This is a genomic window from Paraburkholderia sp. SOS3 (genome assembly GCF_001922345.1).
In the GTDB taxonomy this organism is placed as follows: domain Bacteria; phylum Pseudomonadota; class Gammaproteobacteria; order Burkholderiales; family Burkholderiaceae; genus Paraburkholderia.
Genome location: NZ_CP018812.1, coordinates 2,296,388 through 2,315,477, shown reverse-complemented (window position 1 = coordinate 2,315,477; position 19,090 = coordinate 2,296,388). Strand labels below are relative to the sequence as shown.

Sequence of the window (19,090 nt, the reverse complement as noted above, 5' to 3'; positions counted from 1 at the left end):
AGGCAAGGGCACAGGCAGGAGCAAGTGCAGAGGCGAGAGCAGGCACGCCGGCAAGGCGGCTTCACGCTGCTCGAATTGCTCGTTGTGCTCGTGATCATCGGCATGCTTGCGGCGCTGGTCGGTCCGCGCTACTTCGCGCAACTGGGCAAGTCGCAGGTGACGGTGGCGCGCGCACAGATCGACGTGTTCACGAAGGCGGTCGACAACTTCCGGCTCGACGTCGGCCGTTATCCGACCACCCAGGAGGGACTCGCGGCGCTCGTCGTGAAGCCCGCCAACGCGGACAAATGGGCGGGGCCGTATCTGAAGAAGGAAGTGCCGCTCGATCCGTGGGGGCATCCGTATATCTACAGGATTCCCGGTACGAAAAGCGACTACGCGATCATTTCGAACGGGCCCGACAGCCAGTCGGGCACGAACGGAGAAAGCGCGCAGATCAGCAGCGAATAGACAGACGGACTACTGATCATCACGTGCGATGCCGGTGCACCCGAAATGGGCCACCGGCATCGTCTGTAAACCCTGGCGATACACCATGCAATACGAAGTCAGAGCGCTGGCGCCCGACAATCAGATCGTCGCGCTCGTCATCGATGCGCACGACGAGAACGATGCGCGGCGTCAGGTCGAAGCGCGCGGACTGCATGCGACGCGGCTTGCGCCGCGCCGTTCGCTGCGCCGCCCGGCGGCGTCGCGCGGCGCGTTGTCGCTCGTGCTGTTCAGCGAGGAACTGCTGGCGCTGCTGACGGCGGGGCTGTCGATCGTCGAGGGGCTCGAGGCGCTGCTCGAGCGCGAGGGCAGCGGACGTTTGCGCGGTGTGCTCGAGCGGCTGCTTTCGGGGCTGCGCGAAGGCAAGCGCTTTTCGAGCCTGCTCGCCGAGCAACCCGATGTGTTTCCGCCGCTTTATATCGGCATCGTGCGCGCCGCCGAAGGCACGAGCGACTTGCCGCGCTCGCTGCAACGCTATATCGACTATCAGTCGCGCATCGACCTCGTGCGCAACAAGCTGGTCAGCGCCGCGATCTATCCATGCATTCTGTTATGCGTCGGCGGCGGCGTGGCGGCGTTTCTGATCGCGTATGTGGTGCCGCGCTTTGCGACGATCTATGAGGGCACAGGGCGCTCGCTGCCGTGGATGTCGCAGCTGCTGCTCGACTGGGGCAAGTTCGCCGCCGCGCATGGCCTGCCGCTCGCGGGCGCGACGCTCGGCATCGTCTTCGCGGGCGGCACGGTGCTGCGCGCGGCGATCGCGAAGGCGGGTCTCGCGACGCTGCTCGCGCGCATTCCCGTGATCGGACCGCACCTGCGCATCTATCAGCTGTCGCGTCTGTATCTGACGCTCGGCATGCTACTCGAAGGCGGTATTCCGATCGTGCCGGCGATGGAAACCGCCGGCGGCACGATCTCGCCCGCACTGCGCGAGCGGCTGATGCAGGCGCGCATCGCGGTGCAGGCCGGCACGAATCTATCGAGTGCGTTCGACAACGAAGGCCTCACGACGCCGATCTCGCTGCGCATGCTGCGCGTGGGCGAGCGCTCAGGCGAACTCGGCGACATGCTGACCAAATCGGCGGCGTTCTATGACGGCGAGATCAGCCGGTGGATCGACCGCTTTACGCGTCTGTTCGAGCCGTTGCTGATGTCGGCGATCGGTCTCGTCGTCGGGACCATCGTTATCCTGCTGTACATGCCGATCTTCGATCTGGCGGAGAGTCTGTCGTGAGCATGCCCGCGAATGTGGTGCCGCTGGCCGCCGGGGTGCCGGGTGTGCCCGATGCGTCCGATGTGTCCGATGCGCCGGCCGGATCGTTGTCCGCGCAACCGGTTTCGCTCGCGCGGCCGGTATTGAAGCTCGATGCCGAACTGCTCGCGCGTGCGCGCGCGGCTGCCTCCGCGACGCAGCGTCATCTGATCGTGGAGCTCGAAGCGATGACCGGCAGCGAGCCGCGCGAGCTGCTGCAGACGCTCGCGCAGCAGCTTGCGATGCAGGTGATCGAAACGCCTGCGATGCTCGCGATGCAGCCCGCGTTCGACCGCGTGCCGTTATCGCGCGCGATGCAGCGACGCTGCGCGTTGCTGCGCGATGTGGACAATACTGTCAAACACGCGGCGCAAAATCTGCCGGAAGACGCGAACGATCGCGTAGCGAGCCTCTGCGGCACGCTGATCGGCGTCGTGACGAGTCCGTTCGATCTCGACCTGCAGACGTGGCTGGCCGCGCAGGCAGGCGGCCCGATCGAGATCCGCGTCACGCTGCCGTCCGATCTGCAGGCTTACCACACGCGCATGGAGGAATCGGCGCGCGCGGTGGACAGCCTCGTGACCGACGGCGGCGACACGCGCGCCGACGGGCGCACCGCGCAGGTGCTGTCGTTCGAGACGGTCAGCGAGGCCGCGAGCCCCGCCGTCAAGCTCGTCAATTCGACGCTCTACGATGCGCTCAAGGCAGGCGCATCGGACATCCATATGGAAAGCACGGCGACCGGCCTCGCGTTGAAATACCGCGTCGACGGCGTGCTCGATGCGGCGGCGACGATACACGGCGTCGAAACCGCGGAGCAGGTCATCTCGCGCCTGAAGGTGCTCGCGGAACTCGATATCGCCGAGCGCCGCGTGCCGCAGGACGGCAGTTTCCGCGTCGCGGCCGGCGGGCGCGATATCGACTTGCGCGTGTCGATCATGCCGAGCATTCACGGCGAAGATGCGGTGATCCGTATTCTCGACAAGCGCGCGATGATCGAAGCGTACGGGTCGCTGACGCTCGAAGCGCTCGGCTACGACGGCGAATCGCTCGAAGCATTGCGCCGTCTCGCGGAGGAGCCATACGGCATGCTGCTCGTCACGGGTCCGACCGGCTCGGGAAAGACGACGACGCTGTATGCGGCGCTCACCGAAATTCATAACGGCCGCGACAAGATCATTACGATCGAAGACCCGGTCGAATATCAGCTGCCGGGCATCCTGCAGATTCCAGTCAACGAGAAGAAGGGGTTGACCTTCGCGCGCGGCTTGCGCTCGATTCTGCGGCACGACCCGGACAAGATCATGGTCGGCGAAATCCGCGACCGCGAGACGGCCGAGATCGCGGTGCAATCCGCGCTGACGGGCCACCTCGTATTGACGACGGTGCACGCGAACAACGTGTTCGACGTGTTCGGCCGCTTTAGCCATATGGGTATCGATCCGTACGCGTTCGTGTCCGCGTTGAACGGCATCTGGGCGCAGCGGCTGTTGCGCGTGAACTGCTCGCATTGCGCGACGCCTTATACGCCGACCGACGCGGAACTCGCGCGCGTCGGTCTCACGCGCGCCGAGGTCGCCGATTTCGATTTCCGCCAGGGCGCGGGCTGCGGCGATTGCCGCGGCACCGGTTATCGCGGGCGCCGCGCGATTGCCGAGATTCTGATTCTCGACGACGAGATCCGCGATATGGTCGTCGAGAAGCAGCCGATCCGCCTGATCAAGGAAGTCGCGCGCCGCAACGGCACGCGCCATTTGCGCGAGGTTGCGCTGGCCCAGGTGAAGCGCGGCGAAACGACGCTCGCCGAAGTGAAACGGGTGACTCTCAATGCGTGATGTGTTGAAGCGGTGGAGCACAACGCCGGTTTCGATACCGGGGCTGCCGCGCGTTTCGCTGAAGTGGCGGCGCGGCGTGTGCCGCATCGGGTTGTCGCGAGACGGCGTGGCGATATTGCGCACGAACGGCGGACGCGGTGACGGAGTGAACGCTTTGGGCGCGCGGCATGGGGGAACAGGGCTGCTCGCCGATGCTCGCGCGAATTCGAGCGTCGGCCCAGCGGCGAGCAGCGTGACAAATGCGGTTGCGTTACGTCAGGCAGCGGCACCGCCGCTTCTCGCGGAACGTTCGCTGCGCGCGACATCGCCCGCCCTGACGCCCGACGAACTCGCCGCCGCGATCGGCGATGCGCTCGACGAGTCCGGATGCGGCGGATTGCCGATCCACGCGACCTTCGGTGATGACCTCGTGCGCTACTTCATCGTGACGCCGCCGCCGAACGGCACGCGCGTGCAGGACCTGCGCACCGCGGCCGAGGTGCGCTTCCAGGTGCTCTATGGCGAATCGGCGGCGGCATGGCATCTCGTCGCGGACTGGCATGCGGCGCGGCCATTTCTCGCGTGCGCGGTGCCGCTGCGCATGCATATGGCGCTGCGACTCGCGGCGCGTGCACGGCGCAGTTGTCTCGTTTCGGCAGCGCCCAATTTCATCGGCGCTTGGAACCGCTGGCGCCGCCGCGTGACCGGCGATGCGTGGCTCGCCACGCTGCATGATGGCGCGCTGACGCTCGGCGTGATCGACGGCGCCGGGCGGCGTGCGCGCCTTGCGGCGATACGCACGCTAAAGCTCGTCGAAGAAGCGCCGCCGCTCGCATGGCTGCATGAGCAGCTTGTGCGTACGGCGCTGCTGGACAATGTGCACGCACCGAAACTGCTGCATGTGTACGGCCCGTTGCCGCCGGCCTGGCAGCAAACGCCGCGCGCGGCGATGTCCGGCAACAGCAGCACGAACGCGAGCTCGAGCCTGAACCCGAGCCTGGACCCCAGCCCGAACCCGATCGACAGCTTCATCGAGGTCCGCGCATGCACTGCCGTTCAGGCGGCGTTCGCATCGCCTGAAGGCGCGATCGCGACGTGGTCTTCCGCCGCGCAACTGGTATTCGGCAGCCAGGGCGGTGCCTCGCGATGAAGCGCCTGCATATCGATCTCGCGCCGCTCAGCGCTCGCCGTCAGCTGTACCGCAGCCATCCGGTGATGCGCGTGCTTGCACTCGCCGCGCTGATCGCATGCGTGATCGCCGGCGTGCGCGCGCACAAACTGCTGGGCCGCCTCGACGTGCTCGAGCGCCAGCAGGAGCGCATTGCCTCGCATCACGCGCAAGCGGCGCGCGCACGCGCGAGCGTCGCGAGCCGTCCGGTCGACGCGAAGCAGGGCGCCGCCGTCAACGCAGCGGTCGCGCGCCTGAACTTGCCTTGGGACGACATTCTCGACGCAGTCGAAGCGGCGACGCCGCCGAAGGTCGCATTGCTGTCGATCACGCCCGACGCGAGCCGTGCGCTGTTGCGCATCGAAGCCGAGGGCGCCGGCAGCGACGCGATGATCGGTTATCTACAGGCGCTCGAGCAGCAGCCGCTGTTCGGACGCGTCGATCTCGTGCGTCACGAGATGTCGAAAGACCATATGGACGGCGTGATCCGCTTCCAGATCGAAGCGCGATGGCGCAGGAGCGCGTCATGAAGATGCCGGATCTGATGCGTGCGCTGTTGTGGACCCGGCTCGCGCTGCGCCGCACCGGTATCGACGCGCTCGCGGCGGGCGGGCTCGCGATCGGCGCCGCGACGATGTGGTTCGTGCTGCTGCCGGGTCTGACCGTGCGTATCGCCGACGAAGCCCGCGCCGTCGCGCGCGCGCGATCGGCGCCGCCGCCCGCGCCGGTGATTTCTCCGCAGGCGCTCGCGGCCCAGCGGCTCGATGCGTTTTACGCCGCGCTCGGCGATGCGGGTCACACGGAGCAGGTCGTCATGCATCTGTTCGACGCCGCAAGCGAGACCGGCGTCGTGCTCGACAAGACCGAATACAAGCCGGCGCGCGATGCGGCCGGGCGCTTCGAGACCTACTCGATCGTGCTGCCCGTCAAGGGCGACTATGCGCAATTGCGCCGCTTCTGCGAAAAAGTGCTGCTGACAGTGCCTTACGCCGCGCTCGACGACATGCGCTTCAAGCGCAGTTCCGCGAACGACCAGACCGTCGAGGCGAGCCTGCGGTTTACGGTATTCCTGCGGCCCGTGCAGCAGGGCGAGGGCGCCGCGAATACCGCCGCACTGGTCGCGGCGGGCGAGGCGCAACGATGAAGCCTCTGCACGCGGTGCTCGCGGTCGCATTCGTCGTGTGCGGCGGCCTGCTGATCTTCGGTCGTCACGACGCGCCCGATCAGGTTGTCGAAGCCTCGCCGCGCGCGGCCGCGGCGGCCCGCACAGCCGCCCCGGCCGGGCGCGGCACCGACGCGACATCGGCCGCGAATCCCGACAACGGAGCGCTCGTCGCGGTCGGCGCGCTGCGCTCGCGCAAGGAACTGTTCGGCTCGGCCGGCGGCGGCCATCACGCGTTGTTCGGCAGCCAGACATGGGCGCCCGCGTTGCCGTCGGTCGCACCGGCTGGTGCGCAGGTGCCGCCGCTGCCGTCCGCGCCGATCGCGCCGACCCTGCCGTTCACCTATATCGGGAAACAGGCGTCGGACGGTGCGTGGGAGGTTTATCTCGCGCACGGCGACGAGACCGTGATCGTGCACGACAAATCCGTGATCGATGCGACCTATCGCGTCGACTCGATCAAGCCGCCTGTTTTGACGTTGACGTACCTGCCGCTCAAGCTGGTCCAGACCATCGATATCGGCAGCGCCGATTGACATGCAATAAGAGAAAGCATTTACAGGAAGCAAGTCGTTGCATACGCAATCACTAGAACAACATGGCCATCGGGGTCCGGGCGGCGGTGCCGCGTCGGGCGAGATGCCGCGCCGGCAACGGCGGGCGCGGCGCGCCTCCTTGCAGTGGCTGGCGCCGCTCGTGCTCGCCGTTGCCTTGCCGGTGCTGCTGGCCGGTTGCGCGGCGCAGAAGGCCTATCGCGCGGGCGAAGATCTCGTCGCGCAGGGCAAGGTCGACGAAGGGCTCGCGAAAATGCAGGAAGCGATGACGCAGGAGCCGCACGACGCGCAATATCGCGCGACCTGGCTCGCCGTGCGCGCGAGCACGCTGACGCACGACAACGAGCAGGGCGACCGTCTCGCCGCCAGCGGCGCACGCGATGCGGCGCGCAAGTCTTATCAGCATGCGTTGACGCTCGACCCGGAAAACGAACGGGCACTGGCCGGACTGGCCGCGCTCGATCAGGCCGCGCGACTCGATGCGCTCGTCGCGCAAGCCGAAGCGATGGCGGCGAAGCAGAACGTGGCCGGCGCACGCCGCCTCGTCGAGCAGGTGTTGACCGAAGCGCCCGAGCAGCCGCGCGCGCTCGCATTGCAGCGCCGGCTCACGCTCGATTCGGGCGCGACGCGCATCGAGGCGGCGCTCGCCGCGGCCTACCGCCGGCCGATCCATATCGATTTCAAGGACGCATCGCTCAAGCAGGTATTCGATGTGATCTCGCGCAGCGCCAACATGAACTTTCTGTTCGACAAGGACGTGCGCACCGACCAGCACACGTCGATCTTCCTCAGAAACAGCACGATCGAAGCCGCGGTTCGCTATGTGCTCGCGACGAACCAGCTCGCGCAACAGGTGCTCGACGAAAACACCGTGCTGATCTACCCGAATACGCCGGCCAAGCTCAAGGACTACCAGGAGCTCGCGGTGCGCACGTTCTTCCTGTCGAACGCCGAAGCGAAGACAGTCGCGAATACGCTGAAGACGATCCTCAAGGCGCACGACATCGTCGTCGACGAGAAGCTCAATCTCGTGATCGTGCGCGACACGCCCGATGTGATCCATATGGCCGAAAAGCTCGTCGCACTCGAAGATGTCGCGGAGCCGGAAGTCATGCTCGAAGTCGAAGTGCTCGAGGTGCAGCGCAACAGCACGCAAAGTCTCGGCATACAGTGGCCCGATTCGCTCACGGTGACGCCGCTGCCGGTCGGCAGCGTGATCTCGAATACGGGCTCGGGCAACAACACGGGCAACGGATTCGGCAACCCGTTCAACAGCGGATCGTTCGGCATCCCGTCCTCGGGCGGCAGCAACCCGCCGGCGCTGTCGCTGAACGACCTGTTTCACCAGACGTCGAAGACGCTCGGCGTATCGCAGATCCAGGCGACCGCGCAGGCGAACCTCGTCGATTCGAATGCGAAGCTGCTGACCAATCCGCGCATTCGCGTGCGCAATCACGAGAAGGCAAAGATCCTGATCGGCGAGCGCGTGCCGAACATCACGTCGACGGCGACCTCGACCGGCTTCGTCTCGCAGTCGGTCAACTATATCGACGTCGGCCTCACGCTGAACGTCGAGCCGTCGATCTATCTCGACAACTCGGTCGGCATCAAGGTCGCGCTCGAAGTGAGCAGCCTGCTCAATGTCGTATCGGGCGGCAACTCGGGCACGACCGCCTATGAAATCGGCACGCGCACCGCGAGCACGGTGCTGCAGCTGAAGAACGGCGAAACCGACGTGCTGGCGGGCCTGATCGACAGCGAAGAGCGCACGTCGGGCAACAAGATTCCGGGCTTCGGCCAGCTGCCGGTGCTGGGCCGCCTGTTCGGCGCGACGACCGACGACGACAAGAACACCGAAATCGTGCTTGCGATCACGCCGCATCTGATCCGCAATATCCAGCGCCCCGACGCCGCTGCGGCGTATTTTTCGGCGGGCACCGAGACCAATTCGCAGGGTCTGATGCAATCGAACGGCATCAGCAGCGCGTCGTTCTCGCCGGGCAGCAGTTCGTCGTCGACGTCGGCCACGCCGGGCAAAGCGCCATCGTCGGGGTTCGGCAACAACAGCGCGCAGGGCACGAACGGGCTCGGCTCGAACTACGGCGGCGCGGGTAGCGGCACGGTGGGCGGCGGCGCGGGCGGTTTTGCCGGCGGCGAGGGCGATCCGGTCGTCGCCGGCGGTGCGCCGGGTACGGGCACGGCCCAGATGACGGTGCAGGGGCCGCAGCAGGTGAAGGTCGGCGACTCGGTCACGGTCACGGTGACGATGCAGGCGGACCAGCCGCTGCTGATCGTGCCCGCGAACGTGACCTACGACAGCTCGAAGCTGCAATTCACGGGCGTGACCGAAGGCGATTTCCTGAAGCAGGGCGGCGCGCAGACGAATTTCTCGAGCCGCGTCGGGCAGAACGGCCAGCTGAGCCTGTCCGATTCCGCATCGGGCGGAACGGGCGCCACGGCGTCCGCGACGTATGCGGTGCTGTCGTTCCGCGCGATCGCACCGTCTTCGCAGACCTCGATCCAGGTGCAGCCGGGCACGCTGCTCGGATTGACCGGCATTCCGGTGACGGCGCTGCCGCCGACGCCGTACGACCTGACGGTGAATCCGAAATGACGCAGGCGCGCGCGCGCGGTTTCACGCTGATCGAACTGCTCGTCACGCTGGCGATTCTCGGCGTGCTCGCGTGCATGACCGTGCCCGTCGCACAGGTGATGCGTCAGCGCGAACGCGAACAGGACCTGCGCGCGGCGCTGCATGAAATACGCGACGCGATCGACGCGTATCACACGGCGAGCAAGGATGGGCGCATCCAGAAAGAGGCGGGCGCCACCGACTATCCGGCCAATCTCGAACTGCTGGTGCAGGGCGTGCCCGACCAGCAGGACCCGAAGGCGCACAAGATGTACTTCCTGCGGCGCATTCCGCGCGATCCGATGAACGACAACGACCCGCAGCTTGCCGATTCGGCGACCTGGGGCAAGCGGGCCTATGCGAGCGAAGCCGACGATCCGCAGGAGGGCGACGACGTCTACGACGTCTATTCGCTGTCGAACGGCATTGGCCTGAACGGCATTCCTTACCGGAAATGGTGACACCGATGCAAGGCGCGAGACATGCGAAGACCGCGGCGGGCTTTACGCTGATCGAACTGCTGATCGTGCTCGCGATTATCGCGTTGATGCTGACGCTCGCATTGCCCGAGTATTTCCATTCGATCGATTCGTCGAAGGAGAAAGTGCTCGTGCAGAATCTGCACGTCACGCGCGTGGCGATCGATCAGTTCTACGGCGACCAGGGGCGTTATCCGGATTCGCTGCAGGAACTCGTCGACAAGCACTATCTGCGCTCGCTGCCGTTCGATCCGGTGGCCGACAGCGCGACGACCTGGCAGATCGTCGCGCCTGACGAGCAGTTTCCCGGCAATGTCTACGACATCAAAAGCGGTGCGGAGGGCACCGATGCCGAGGGCAAGGCCTACGGGGCGATGTGATGGGCGAGACGCGTTCCCGCACGAGGCCGCGTTACCTTGCGCGCAGTTGCGCTCGCGCTGAGGTCTGCGCTGAGGTCTGCGCTGACGTTCGCGCTGACGTTCGCGCGCACGCGCCGCGCCGCCGCACTTCGCAAGGTGGCTACACGTATCTTGCGCTGCTGATTCTGCTGGCGATCATCAGCATCACGGCGGCGGCGTCGGCGCAACTCGGTGCGATCTATCAGCGGCGCATGGCGGAAAAGGAACTGCTCGCGGTCGGCGCGCAATTCCAGCGCGCGCTGCAAAGCTATGCGTCCGCCACGCCGATCGGCCAGCCGACGCAGCCGCGCACGCTCGAAGACCTGCTGCGCGATCCGCGCTACCCGAATGTCGTGCGCCATCTGCGCAGAGTCTATGACGATCCGATGACGGGCAAGGGCGATTGGGTACTCGTGATGTCTCCCGATGGGCAGACGATCGTGGGCATTCATAGCGCATCGCATGCGCGTCCGATCCAGATCTCGCATTTTCCCGCAGCGTTTCAGGGCTTCGCGAACAGGAAGAGTTATTCGGACTGGGTGTTCGTCGCGCGCTTTCCGACGCTCACGCAGGGGCAGCGTCCACCCGATGGCCCGGTGACGCCGAACGGCGATGCGTCCGGAACGGGGAACGGCGGCAGCGCGCCGCCCGGTGGAACGCAGCCGGGCAGCACGCCGTTTGGCGGCGGTGCATCGGTCAGCGGTTCGTTCAACGATGGATCGTCGAATGGCGGTTCGTTCGGCAGTGGTTCGTCGAGTGTTTTGCCTATGGGCGGGCCGTCGTCCGATGGTTCTTCGTTCGACGGTTCGCCATTCGACAAGGCGCACGCATCGCCGTAAGCGGCAGACATGGGTGATGGGCCTCGTACTGCTCAACTGCTCGCTCGGGCTCGTGCATCCGCCGATCGGGTTGGTGCAGTTGATCGGTTGCGCGATCGGCGAGACGTCGAAGACGGCGCCGCCGTATTACCTCGCCATCTTCAGTGCGATCGATATCGTCATGTGCTTTGCGTCATTCTCGACATGGTTGCCGAGTTTGCTACGTTAGACGCCTGCCTTGTACTTCGTCAGCAACTGTTCGGCGCCGCGCGTCAGAATACCGACATCCGATCCGACCGCCGTGAACGTGCTGCCCAGTTCGATGCAGCGCCGCGCCAGGGTTTCATCGCTGGCGAGAATGCCGGCGGGCTTGCCGGCCGCCACGATGCGCGCAAGCGTCTTCTCGATTGCGTCGACCACGTCCGGATGCTTGAGATTGCCGATATGCCCGAGCGCCGCGGAGAGGTCGCCGGGGCCGATGAACACGCCGTCGACACCGTCTACGGCGGCGATGCGCTCGAGGTTCTCGAGACCGAGCCGGCTTTCCACCTGCACGAGCACGCAGAGCTCGTTCGCGGCGTGTTTCACGTAATCCGCGATGCGTCCGAAGCCCGACGCGCGCGGCGCCGATGCGTAGCCGCGCACGCCGTCGGGCGGATAACGCGTATAGGCAACCGCATGGCGTGCATCGTCTTCGGTCTCGACGTAGGGAATCAGTAAGGTTTGCGCGCCGACGTCGAGCAGGCGCTTGATCGTCACCATGTCGTTCCACGGCGGGCGCACCACGGGCTGCGTGGGCGAGCCGAGCATCGCCTGCAACTGGCCATGCACCATATGCAGCTCGTTCGGGGCGTGTTCCATATCGAGCACGAGCCAGTCGAAGCCGACGCCCGCCAGCAGTTCGACCGACCCATGATGAGCCAGACTCGACCATAAGCCGATCTGCTGCTTGCGCGCCGCGATCGCGCGTTTGAATCGATTCTCGGCAAGCTGCATGGCGGGTTCTCCACGGTGGTTGAACTTGACGTTGCGCATACGTCGAAAACCTTCCGGACTGAACTCTCAGTTTATCGCAAGCCTGGCTTCGACCGGAACGCGGAGGCGCGGCGCAGCGCGTTCGCATTTTCCCGACGCATATGTCGAAGACGGGAGACGTGTTGCTCGAATAGGGTCGCATGCATTGCTGTGAGCTGGCGGCGCATTGACGGGCGCGATGCCATGTCGTATCGGCTCGGGCGGAGCAGACCGCCGGCGCTTACGCGCTGCGCTCAAACCGTCGCAAGCCGCGCCACATCCACTTCGAACTGGCCCGTCCAGCGCTTGACGGTGCCTGCGTCGATATCGAACAGATCGAGCACGCGCCCGAGCGTATGGTCGATCATCGATTCGAGGCCATCGGGCCGCGCATAGAATGCCGGCACGGGCGGATAGACGATCGCGCCGATCTCGGTGACGCTCGTCATATTGCGCAGGTGCCCGAGATGCAGCGGTGTTTCGCGCACCATCAGCACCACACGGCGGCGTTCCTTCAGCATCACATCGGCGGCACGCGACAGCAGCGAACCCGTGTTGCCGGTCGCGATTTCGGCAAGCGTTTTCATCGAACACGGCGCGACGATCATCCCGTCGACGGGAAACGAGCCGCTCGAGATCGCCGCGCCGATGTCGGCGTTCGGATAGTGTTGGTGGGCCAGCGCCTGAACGTCGGCCGAACGCCACTGCGTTTCGTAGGCGAGCGTCATCTGCGCCGAGCGCGTCATCACGAGATGCGACTCGATATCGAGCTCGCGCAGCATGTCGAGCAGCCGGATGCCGTAAATCACGCCCGAAGCGCCACTGATTCCCACCACGATACGTTTGCGTCGGTTTGTCACGATCGTTCTCTTGTTTGAGCGGTTATCCCGCGTCGAGGTCCGCTTGAGAGGACATGCGCCGCTAAACGCGTCGAATATCCCCGTCTCCAGTTTGAAGGTTGCATGACGGACGTCATGCCGCTCAAACGAAATCTGTTCATGCAAGGCATGAGCGCGATTCATCGTCTGCGTGCGCGCCGCTGCGAGGGTGCCTCGATGCCTGATCGGATGAAATCTGTTCATGCCTTATATGAGAAATCACCGTTTGCGACGTGAGCGGTTCTGCCTCAGTCTGCGCTGACCGTCTTGCGCGATCCGCCGCGCGCCCGCTACCTGTCGGTGTACTACGCAATAGACGATCCGCCGTAGCGCCGATTGATATTTCCCCGTTCACTAACCGGACCACCATGAAGAATTTCCCTTCATTCCAGACACATCTGCAAGCCCTCGACGAAAAAGGGCTCGTTGTGCACGTGCACCGAGAGATCAACAAGGATACCGAGTTGCATCCACTGGTGCGCTGGCAATTGCGCGGCGGCATTCCCGAATCGGACCGCAAGGCGTTCGTGTTCCACAACGTCGTCGACAGCAAGGGCCGTCGCTACGCATTGCCGGTGGTGGTGGGCGCGCTATCGATCAACCGCGAGGTGTATTCGATCGGGATGGGCGTGCCTGTCGATCAGATCGGCAAGAAGTGGCAGCAGGCGAAGAGCAACCCGTTGAAGCCGGTGGTCGTCGACGAAGCGCCATGCCAGGAAGTGTGCTTTATCGGCGACGACCTCGACGTGGACGGCCAGGGGCTCGAGCATCTGCCGATTCCGATTTCGACGCCGGGCTTCGACAACGCGCCGTACACGACGTGCTCGCAGTACATCTCGGTCGATCCGGAGAACGGCGTGCAGAACATGGGCACGTATCGCGGGCAGATCAAGGGCAAGCGCCGCGTCGGCTGCAATCCGTCGATCGAAATGGGACAGGGCATCTACCAGCACTGGCTCAAGTACAAGGCGATGGGCAAGCCGATGCCGGCCGCGCTCGTGATCGGCGGCCATCCGGCCGTGTCGTTCTGCTCGGTGCAAAAGCTGCCGATCGACGTCGACGAACTCGGCGTGGCCGGTGCGATTCTCGGCGAGCCGCTGCGCGTCGTGAAATGCAGGACCAACGATCTGCTCGTGCCCGCCGACGCGGAAATCGTCATCGAAGGCTTCGTGCCGACCGATTCGCTCGAGCCGGAAGGGCCGTTCGGCGAATCGCACGGTCACGTGAACCTGCAGGAATTCAATCCGTATATGAATGTGACCGCGATCACGCGGCGCAAGAACGCACACCTCGTTTCGATCATCAGTCAGGTTACGCCGAGCGAAAGCTCGCTCGTGAAGAAAGTCGCCTTCGAGCCGCTGTTTCTCGACCATCTGCGTAACGCGCTGCGTATTTCGAGCGTCGAGAAGGTCGTCATGCACGAGCCGCTCACGAATCTGCGCAAGCTCGTCATCGTCGTCTTCAATGAAAAGGCCACCGAAACGGAGATCTGGCGCGCACTGATGGGCGCAGCGTCGTTGCAGCCGGCGGTCGGCAAGCTCGTGGTCGCGGTCAGCAACGACATCAACCCCGAAAACAGCGACGCGATTTTCTGGTCGATGAGCTACCGGATGAACGCGGTCAAGGACGTGCAGATCCTGCACGGCCGCGATACGGGCCACGGTCCGCGCACGTCGGGCGCACAGCGCGGCGACGACGCGGTGGACGGCGTGATCCTGATGAACGCGACGCTCAAGGAAAAGCTGCCGCCGATGTCGCTGCCGACGCAGCCATACATGGAAAACGCCAAGGCGATCTGGGAAGAACTCGGCCTGCCGGCGCTGCGCCCCGAATGGCCGTGGTACGGCGTTTCGATGGGGGACTGGGACGAGCGTAACGAAGCAATGGCGCAGCGCGCGGTGAAGAGCGAGTACTTCGCGACTGGCGAAGAGCAGACGCGTCAACGCGTAGGCCCCGAGTGGATCAACAAGGATTCGGCCTGGTATTTTGAAGAAAGGCGCGACGAAAAGCACGACGAAGCGAGCGAGGAAAAAAACCACATGTAAGCACTCTTCTCATTTGCGCGACAGGCTGAAGGAAATGCGTGCCCCGTGTGTGTATCGAAGCGCCGTCGACTGGAGACAGCGGCGCGTCGAGCGGCCGGCCGCATGCGGCGCCGTTCGTCATCGGGCCTTGCCTGCGCATCGGCTTTACACGTCCGGCCTCACGAATAGAACGACATCAACAGGTGAGATATGTATAAAAAAGGAGGAGCGGTTGGCGCTACGCGCGTCGTCATGTTGACGCGATCGCTGGCGGCAATGACAGTGGTTGGGATCGGTTGTACGGCGGGCGGCACCGCGCATGCGCAAAGCAGCGTGACGCTGTACGGTTCGCTCGATGGCGGCTTGCGCAATCTCGTCAACGGGACGAAAGCGGGCGGCGCCGCGCTCTCGATGGCTTCGAACGGCACGTATAACTCGAACCGCTGGGGTTTTATCGGCAAGGAGGATCTGGGCGGCGGGTACTACGTGCGTTTCAATCTCGAGGCAGGCTATGTGCTTTCGACAGGCCAGAACAACAACTCGAACAACCAGCTGTTCCAGCGCACGTCGACGGTTGGATTTGGCGGACCGTTCGGGCAGGTCGACATCGGCCGCCAGTTCACGCTGCAGCACTTCGTCATCAAGGATTTCGAGCCGTTCGACTTTCATTATCTGGGAATCACGGAAGCGACAGGCGTATCGGGCGGGAACACGGGCCGCGACGATAACGACATCAACTATCACGGCATTTTCGGACCGTGGGTGCTGCGCGGCGAAGTGGCGGTCGGCGGCGTGCCGGGCAGCGTGTCGCACGGCTCGGTGCTTGCCGGCGGCTTCAATTACCGAACGCAGACGGTGAAGTTCGGTGCCGGCTACACGCATCGCTCGAATCCGCTAACGGCGACATCGAACCAGTTCTTCAGCAACGATCAGTACACGGCGGGCGGCACGCTGTCGGTCGGCCCCGTCGACATGATGGCCGGCTATTCGCTCGATATGCAGGACGTGCCGGCCGGGGCGAAGAGCAAGACGCGCAACCAGTATTTGTGGGGCGGCGTGCGCTATCAGGTCACGCGGTTCTTCAATGCGACAGCTGCGTATTACGATGACACGAACCGGACGGCCGGCGTCGACGGGCGCAAGGACGTGGCAATTCTCGGCATCGTTTATCTGCTGTCCAAACGCACCGAGCTTTATGCGGACATCGACTATACGCACTTTAGCGGCGTGTACTTGAAAAACGCGTCGCTCAACGCATCGGGGCATGAAAAGCAGACCGGTATCTCGTTCGGTATCAACCACTGGTTCTAGCGCTTTGGGCGGGCGCAAGCGGCGCTCGCCTTACTCTCCTTCTGCCTTCCGGCTTCAGCCGAGGCCAAACGAAAAAGCGGCAGGAATCTCGCGATTCCTGCCGCTTTTTTGGGGCGCCTGCCGTCCTCCCAACGCAATCAGTGATCGTCGAGCGAGCCTTGCGCGTTGAAGTGCGCGCGAATCGTCTTCGTGTAGTGCAGAAATGCAGGCGTCGCCATCACTTCGAGCGGCCGCGGCCGCGGCAGGTCGATATCGTAGATCGCGGCGATGCCGCCGGGGCGCTCGGACATCACGAGCACGCGGTCTGACAGAAACACCGCCTCGGGAATGCTATGCGTGATCAGCAGCACGGTTTTCTTCGATTCGAGCCAGATGCGCTGCAGTTCCATATTCATGCTTTCGCGCGTCATCGCATCGAGCGCCCCGAAAGGCTCGTCCATCAGCAGCACCGACGGCTCGTGAAGCAGCGCGCGGCAGATCGAGACGCGCTGCTGCATGCCGCCCGACAGTTGCCACGGGTACTTCTCCTCGAAGCCGACCAGACCGGCCATTTCGATGAGCTTGCGCGCCTTCTGGCGCGCTTCGCGCTTCGGCATATGACGCATTTCGGCTTGCAGCAGGATATTGCCGAGCACATTGCGCCACGCAAGCAGCACGGCGCTCTGGAACACGATGCCGACGTTCTTCTGCGGACCGCTGATGGTCTGGCCCGATAGCGTCATCGAGCCCGACGAGATCGGCTCGAGTCCCGCGACCATCTTGAGCAGGGTGCTCTTGCCGCAGCCCGACGGGCCGACGATCGACACGAACTCGCGCTCGCGGATCTCGAAGTCGAGCGGCCTGAGCGCCTGCATCATGCCTTGCCGGCTGCTATAGCTTTTGCTTACGTTGCGCAACTCGATCAGCGGCCGGGCCGGCGACGCCGCGGGCGTTCGATAATGGGTTTCGTCGAGCTTCAGTACGGTGGTCATGGCGGAACGGGTCTCAATGGAGGAAGGAGAGGGACCAGAGCGTGCGGTGCTCAAGGCACGAATGCACCCGTGTAGTACTTCGCCGGCGCATTCGCGGACGCATCGAGCTTGCTGTACTGAACGATCGACGCGACCGAATCGTCGATATTCTTCGCGCTGACGTGGAAAATCGGCTGGCTCTCCGTTTCCGGCGTCCGGTAGAACGGAATCGTCGCCTGCAGCGTGCGGATCATCGTGTCGCGCGAACCCGCTGCCGGCAGCGTTTTCAGCAGCGCGTCGACAGCCGCGGCCGGGTCTTTTTCGGCTGCGTCGACCGACTTCGCCGTGGCGCGCATGAAGCGCCTGAGCAGATCGGGATTGTCCTTGATCATGTCGTCGCGCGCGATGATGCTGAGCGTCGCGACATTGACGTCGTAGTCGGCGAAGCGAATCGCGCGAGCCGGCTTTCGGGTGACTTCTTCGACGGTGATCAGCGGGATCGTCGCGAAGCCAACGAGCAGATCGGCGTGCCCGGTGATAACCGCATTGATCGTCGTTTGCGGATTGCCGGTAATCGTTTTGAAATCGGAGTCCTTCAAGCCGACCTTGTTCATGAACATCGTCCAGATCTGCGACGATGCATCGCCCGGTGCGACGGCTACGGTTTTGCCCTTGATGTCCTGCGGCGTCTTGATGTTCTTTTCCGCGAGGCCGACCACCGAGGTCGGGTTTTCCTGCATCAGCACGCCGATCGCCTTGACGGGCGCGCCCATCGCGGCCACCTTGACCATCGTGCTGAAATCGGCATAGCCGATATCGACGTTATGCGTGGCGACGGCCTGCACGGTCGGACCCGAGCCGTGGCCTTCGATGAGCTTCAGGTCGATGCCTTCGGCGTCGTAATAGCCGCGTACCTTGCCGAGATAGAACGGTGCGACCGCGCCCGTGACCGTGTAATTGAGCATCATGCTCAACGAATCTTTCGCATAGGCGCTGCCGCTTGCGCAACAGAACGCGGCGAAACCGAGCGCCGCTGCCGCACGCAATAGCCGTTTTAGCTTCATATCGTCTCCTGCCTTTTATGATGTAGAAATTCAGATCGCGCGCGTGCGGCATCGCGCCATGCCGCCGGCGCCGTACTTCGCGTAGTACCTCGCGTAGTACTTCACGCAGGTGCGTTACGTCTTGCCGAGCAGCCGCGCGCGATGCGACGAGTGCCACGGAATCGCGACGCGCTCGAGCATGTCGATCGCGACGAACAGCAGCGCGCCTATTACACGGACAGCACGACGAGCGCCGAAAAGATCAGCGGCTGATCGAAATTGCCGTTCGCGCGCTGCAGCACGAAACCGAGCCCCGAATTCGCGCCGACGAATTCGCCGACCACCGCACCGACCACGGCCAGCGTGATCGACACCTTCATGCTCGAAAAAATCGACGGCAGCGCATGCGGCAGGCTGATCTTGAAGAAGGTCTTGACCGGCGAGCTGCCCATCGATTTCGCGAGATCGATCAGGTCCTTCTCGACGGACTTGAAGCCGAGCACGGTCGAAACGACGACGGGAAAGAAGCCGAGCAGAAACGCGACGAGCATGCGCGGAAAGAGTCCGAAGCCGAACCAGACGACAAACAGCGGCGCGATCGCCACTTTCGGAATGCTCTGCGAGAACACGACGAGCGGATAGAGATAGCTTTCGATCAGCGGCGACGCGGCGACGAGCATCGCGATCGGCACGCCGATCAGCACCGAGAGGGCAAATCCGCCGAGCGTCGCATAGAGCGTCGGCAGCGATTCCTGCAGCAGCATCTGCCATTGCGCGGCGATCTGCTGGCCGATCGCCTCGGGCGTCGGCACGAGGTAAGGCGGAATCTTGAACACGCGGATCACGAGATCCCACGCGACGAGCACGACGACGATCAGGAGCAGAGGACGGACCCACTGCGAGTTCAGGATTTTCCTCGTGACATTCACGGCATTAAACCTCTGTGGTGAGTGGTTGCCACAGAGATTGACCGCGTGACCGGCAGTGGGCAAACGCTAATTGTTCATGCCGAACATGAGAGAAATTCATCCGCGGCCGTTTGCATCGCCGGCTCGCAGGCCGCCTGGATCACGCAAAACGCCTCTTCGCAAGGCAATGAATAGT

17 protein-coding genes and 2 pseudogenes are annotated in these 19,090 nt (G+C 64.2%); 14 read left to right on the top strand and 5 right to left on the bottom strand.

Annotated features, from left to right (window positions below; all coding sequences use genetic code 11):
- The first annotated feature begins 24 nt into the window (after positions 1 to 24).
- The 12 genes and pseudogenes from gspG to BTO02_RS30410 all read left to right on the top strand — a co-directional run.
- Entirely contained in the window at positions 25 to 450 is a 426-nt protein-coding gene (gene gspG / locus BTO02_RS30465) for a type II secretion system major pseudopilin GspG (protein WP_075161545.1), read from the top strand.
- 85 nt (positions 451 to 535) lie between these two features.
- Positions 536 to 1,723, top strand: coding sequence for a type II secretion system F family protein (locus tag BTO02_RS30460; protein WP_075160727.1), 1,188 nt, complete (start codon positions 536 to 538; stop codon positions 1,721 to 1,723).
- A gap of 2 nt (positions 1,724 to 1,725) precedes the next feature.
- A complete protein-coding gene (locus BTO02_RS30455) occupies positions 1,726 to 3,576 on the top strand; it encodes a GspE/PulE family protein (RefSeq protein WP_083615456.1) in 1,851 nt (616 codons plus the stop codon).
- On the top strand, positions 3,569 to 4,705 hold the full coding sequence (locus BTO02_RS30450) for a hypothetical protein (protein WP_075160726.1): 1,137 nt from the start codon (positions 3,569 to 3,571) through the stop codon (positions 4,703 to 4,705). The genes BTO02_RS30455 and BTO02_RS30450 overlap by 8 nt, the downstream gene beginning before the upstream one ends.
- Complete coding sequence (locus BTO02_RS34560; RefSeq protein WP_075160725.1) at positions 4,702 to 5,253, top strand: PilN domain-containing protein; 552 nt, start codon at positions 4,702 to 4,704, stop codon at positions 5,251 to 5,253. Before BTO02_RS30450 ends, BTO02_RS34560 begins: the two co-directional genes overlap by 4 nt.
- Positions 5,250 to 5,867 (top strand): hypothetical protein, encoded by a 618-nt coding sequence (locus tag BTO02_RS30440; RefSeq protein WP_075161543.1) that lies wholly within the window; start codon positions 5,250 to 5,252, stop codon positions 5,865 to 5,867. The genes BTO02_RS34560 and BTO02_RS30440 overlap by 4 nt, the downstream gene beginning before the upstream one ends.
- Positions 5,864 to 6,421, top strand: coding sequence for a hypothetical protein (locus tag BTO02_RS30435; RefSeq protein ID WP_075160724.1), 558 nt, complete (start codon positions 5,864 to 5,866; stop codon positions 6,419 to 6,421). Before BTO02_RS30440 ends, BTO02_RS30435 begins: the two co-directional genes overlap by 4 nt.
- A 139-nt stretch (positions 6,422 to 6,560) precedes the next feature.
- Entirely contained in the window at positions 6,561 to 9,053 is a 2,493-nt protein-coding gene (locus BTO02_RS30430) for a secretin N-terminal domain-containing protein (protein ID WP_232243588.1), read from the top strand.
- Positions 9,050 to 9,532, top strand: coding sequence for a type II secretion system protein (locus BTO02_RS30425; RefSeq protein WP_075160722.1), 483 nt, complete (start codon positions 9,050 to 9,052; stop codon positions 9,530 to 9,532). Before BTO02_RS30430 ends, BTO02_RS30425 begins: the two co-directional genes overlap by 4 nt.
- 5 nt (positions 9,533 to 9,537) lie before the next feature.
- Positions 9,538 to 9,930 carry a type II secretion system protein gene (locus BTO02_RS30420; RefSeq protein WP_156884030.1) on the top strand — a complete coding sequence of 131 codons (393 nt, stop codon included), beginning with the start codon at positions 9,538 to 9,540 and terminating at the stop codon, positions 9,928 to 9,930.
- Positions 9,930 to 10,787, top strand: a complete 858-nt coding sequence (locus tag BTO02_RS34900) for a type II secretion system protein (protein WP_198039286.1) — start codon at positions 9,930 to 9,932, stop codon at positions 10,785 to 10,787. Before BTO02_RS30420 ends, BTO02_RS34900 begins: the two co-directional genes overlap by 1 nt.
- A gap of 22 nt (positions 10,788 to 10,809) precedes the next feature.
- Positions 10,810 to 10,995: pseudogene (locus BTO02_RS30410) on the top strand (hypothetical protein); the annotation flags it as partial.
- On the opposite strand, the gene BTO02_RS30405 reads toward BTO02_RS30410, so the two are convergent.
- Positions 10,992 to 11,762, bottom strand: coding sequence for an HpcH/HpaI aldolase family protein (locus BTO02_RS30405; protein ID WP_075161542.1), 771 nt, complete (start codon positions 11,760 to 11,762; stop codon positions 10,992 to 10,994). The pseudogene BTO02_RS30410 and the gene BTO02_RS30405 overlap by 4 nt on opposite strands.
- Positions 11,763 to 12,034: 272 nt before the next feature.
- Complete coding sequence (locus BTO02_RS30400) at positions 12,035 to 12,640, bottom strand: UbiX family flavin prenyltransferase (protein WP_442953466.1); 606 nt, start codon at positions 12,638 to 12,640, stop codon at positions 12,035 to 12,037.
- 386 nt (positions 12,641 to 13,026) lie between these two features.
- On the opposite strand from BTO02_RS30400, the gene BTO02_RS30395 reads away from it, so the two are divergent.
- Positions 13,027 to 14,703: a UbiD family decarboxylase gene (locus tag BTO02_RS30395; RefSeq protein ID WP_075160720.1), complete on the top strand. Its 1,677-nt coding sequence runs from the start codon at positions 13,027 to 13,029 to the stop codon at positions 14,701 to 14,703.
- A 231-nt stretch (positions 14,704 to 14,934) separates the two neighbouring features.
- Positions 14,935 to 15,993 (top strand): porin, encoded by a 1,059-nt coding sequence (locus BTO02_RS30390; protein ID WP_232243587.1) that lies wholly within the window; start codon positions 14,935 to 14,937, stop codon positions 15,991 to 15,993.
- Between the two features lie 137 nt (positions 15,994 to 16,130).
- Here BTO02_RS30390 and BTO02_RS30385 read toward each other — a convergent pair whose 3' ends face one another.
- From BTO02_RS30385 to BTO02_RS30375, 3 genes and pseudogenes are all read right to left on the bottom strand, one after another.
- Positions 16,131 to 16,964, bottom strand: coding sequence for an ABC transporter ATP-binding protein (locus BTO02_RS30385; protein ID WP_083615455.1), 834 nt, complete (start codon positions 16,962 to 16,964; stop codon positions 16,131 to 16,133).
- Positions 16,965 to 17,014: 50 nt separating this feature from the next.
- A complete protein-coding gene (locus tag BTO02_RS30380) occupies positions 17,015 to 18,007 on the bottom strand; it encodes an ABC transporter substrate-binding protein (protein WP_075160718.1) in 993 nt (330 codons plus the stop codon).
- A 114-nt stretch (positions 18,008 to 18,121) separates the two neighbouring features.
- Positions 18,122 to 18,915: pseudogene (locus BTO02_RS30375) on the bottom strand (ABC transporter permease).
- Between the last annotated feature and the right edge of the window lie 175 nt (positions 18,916 to 19,090).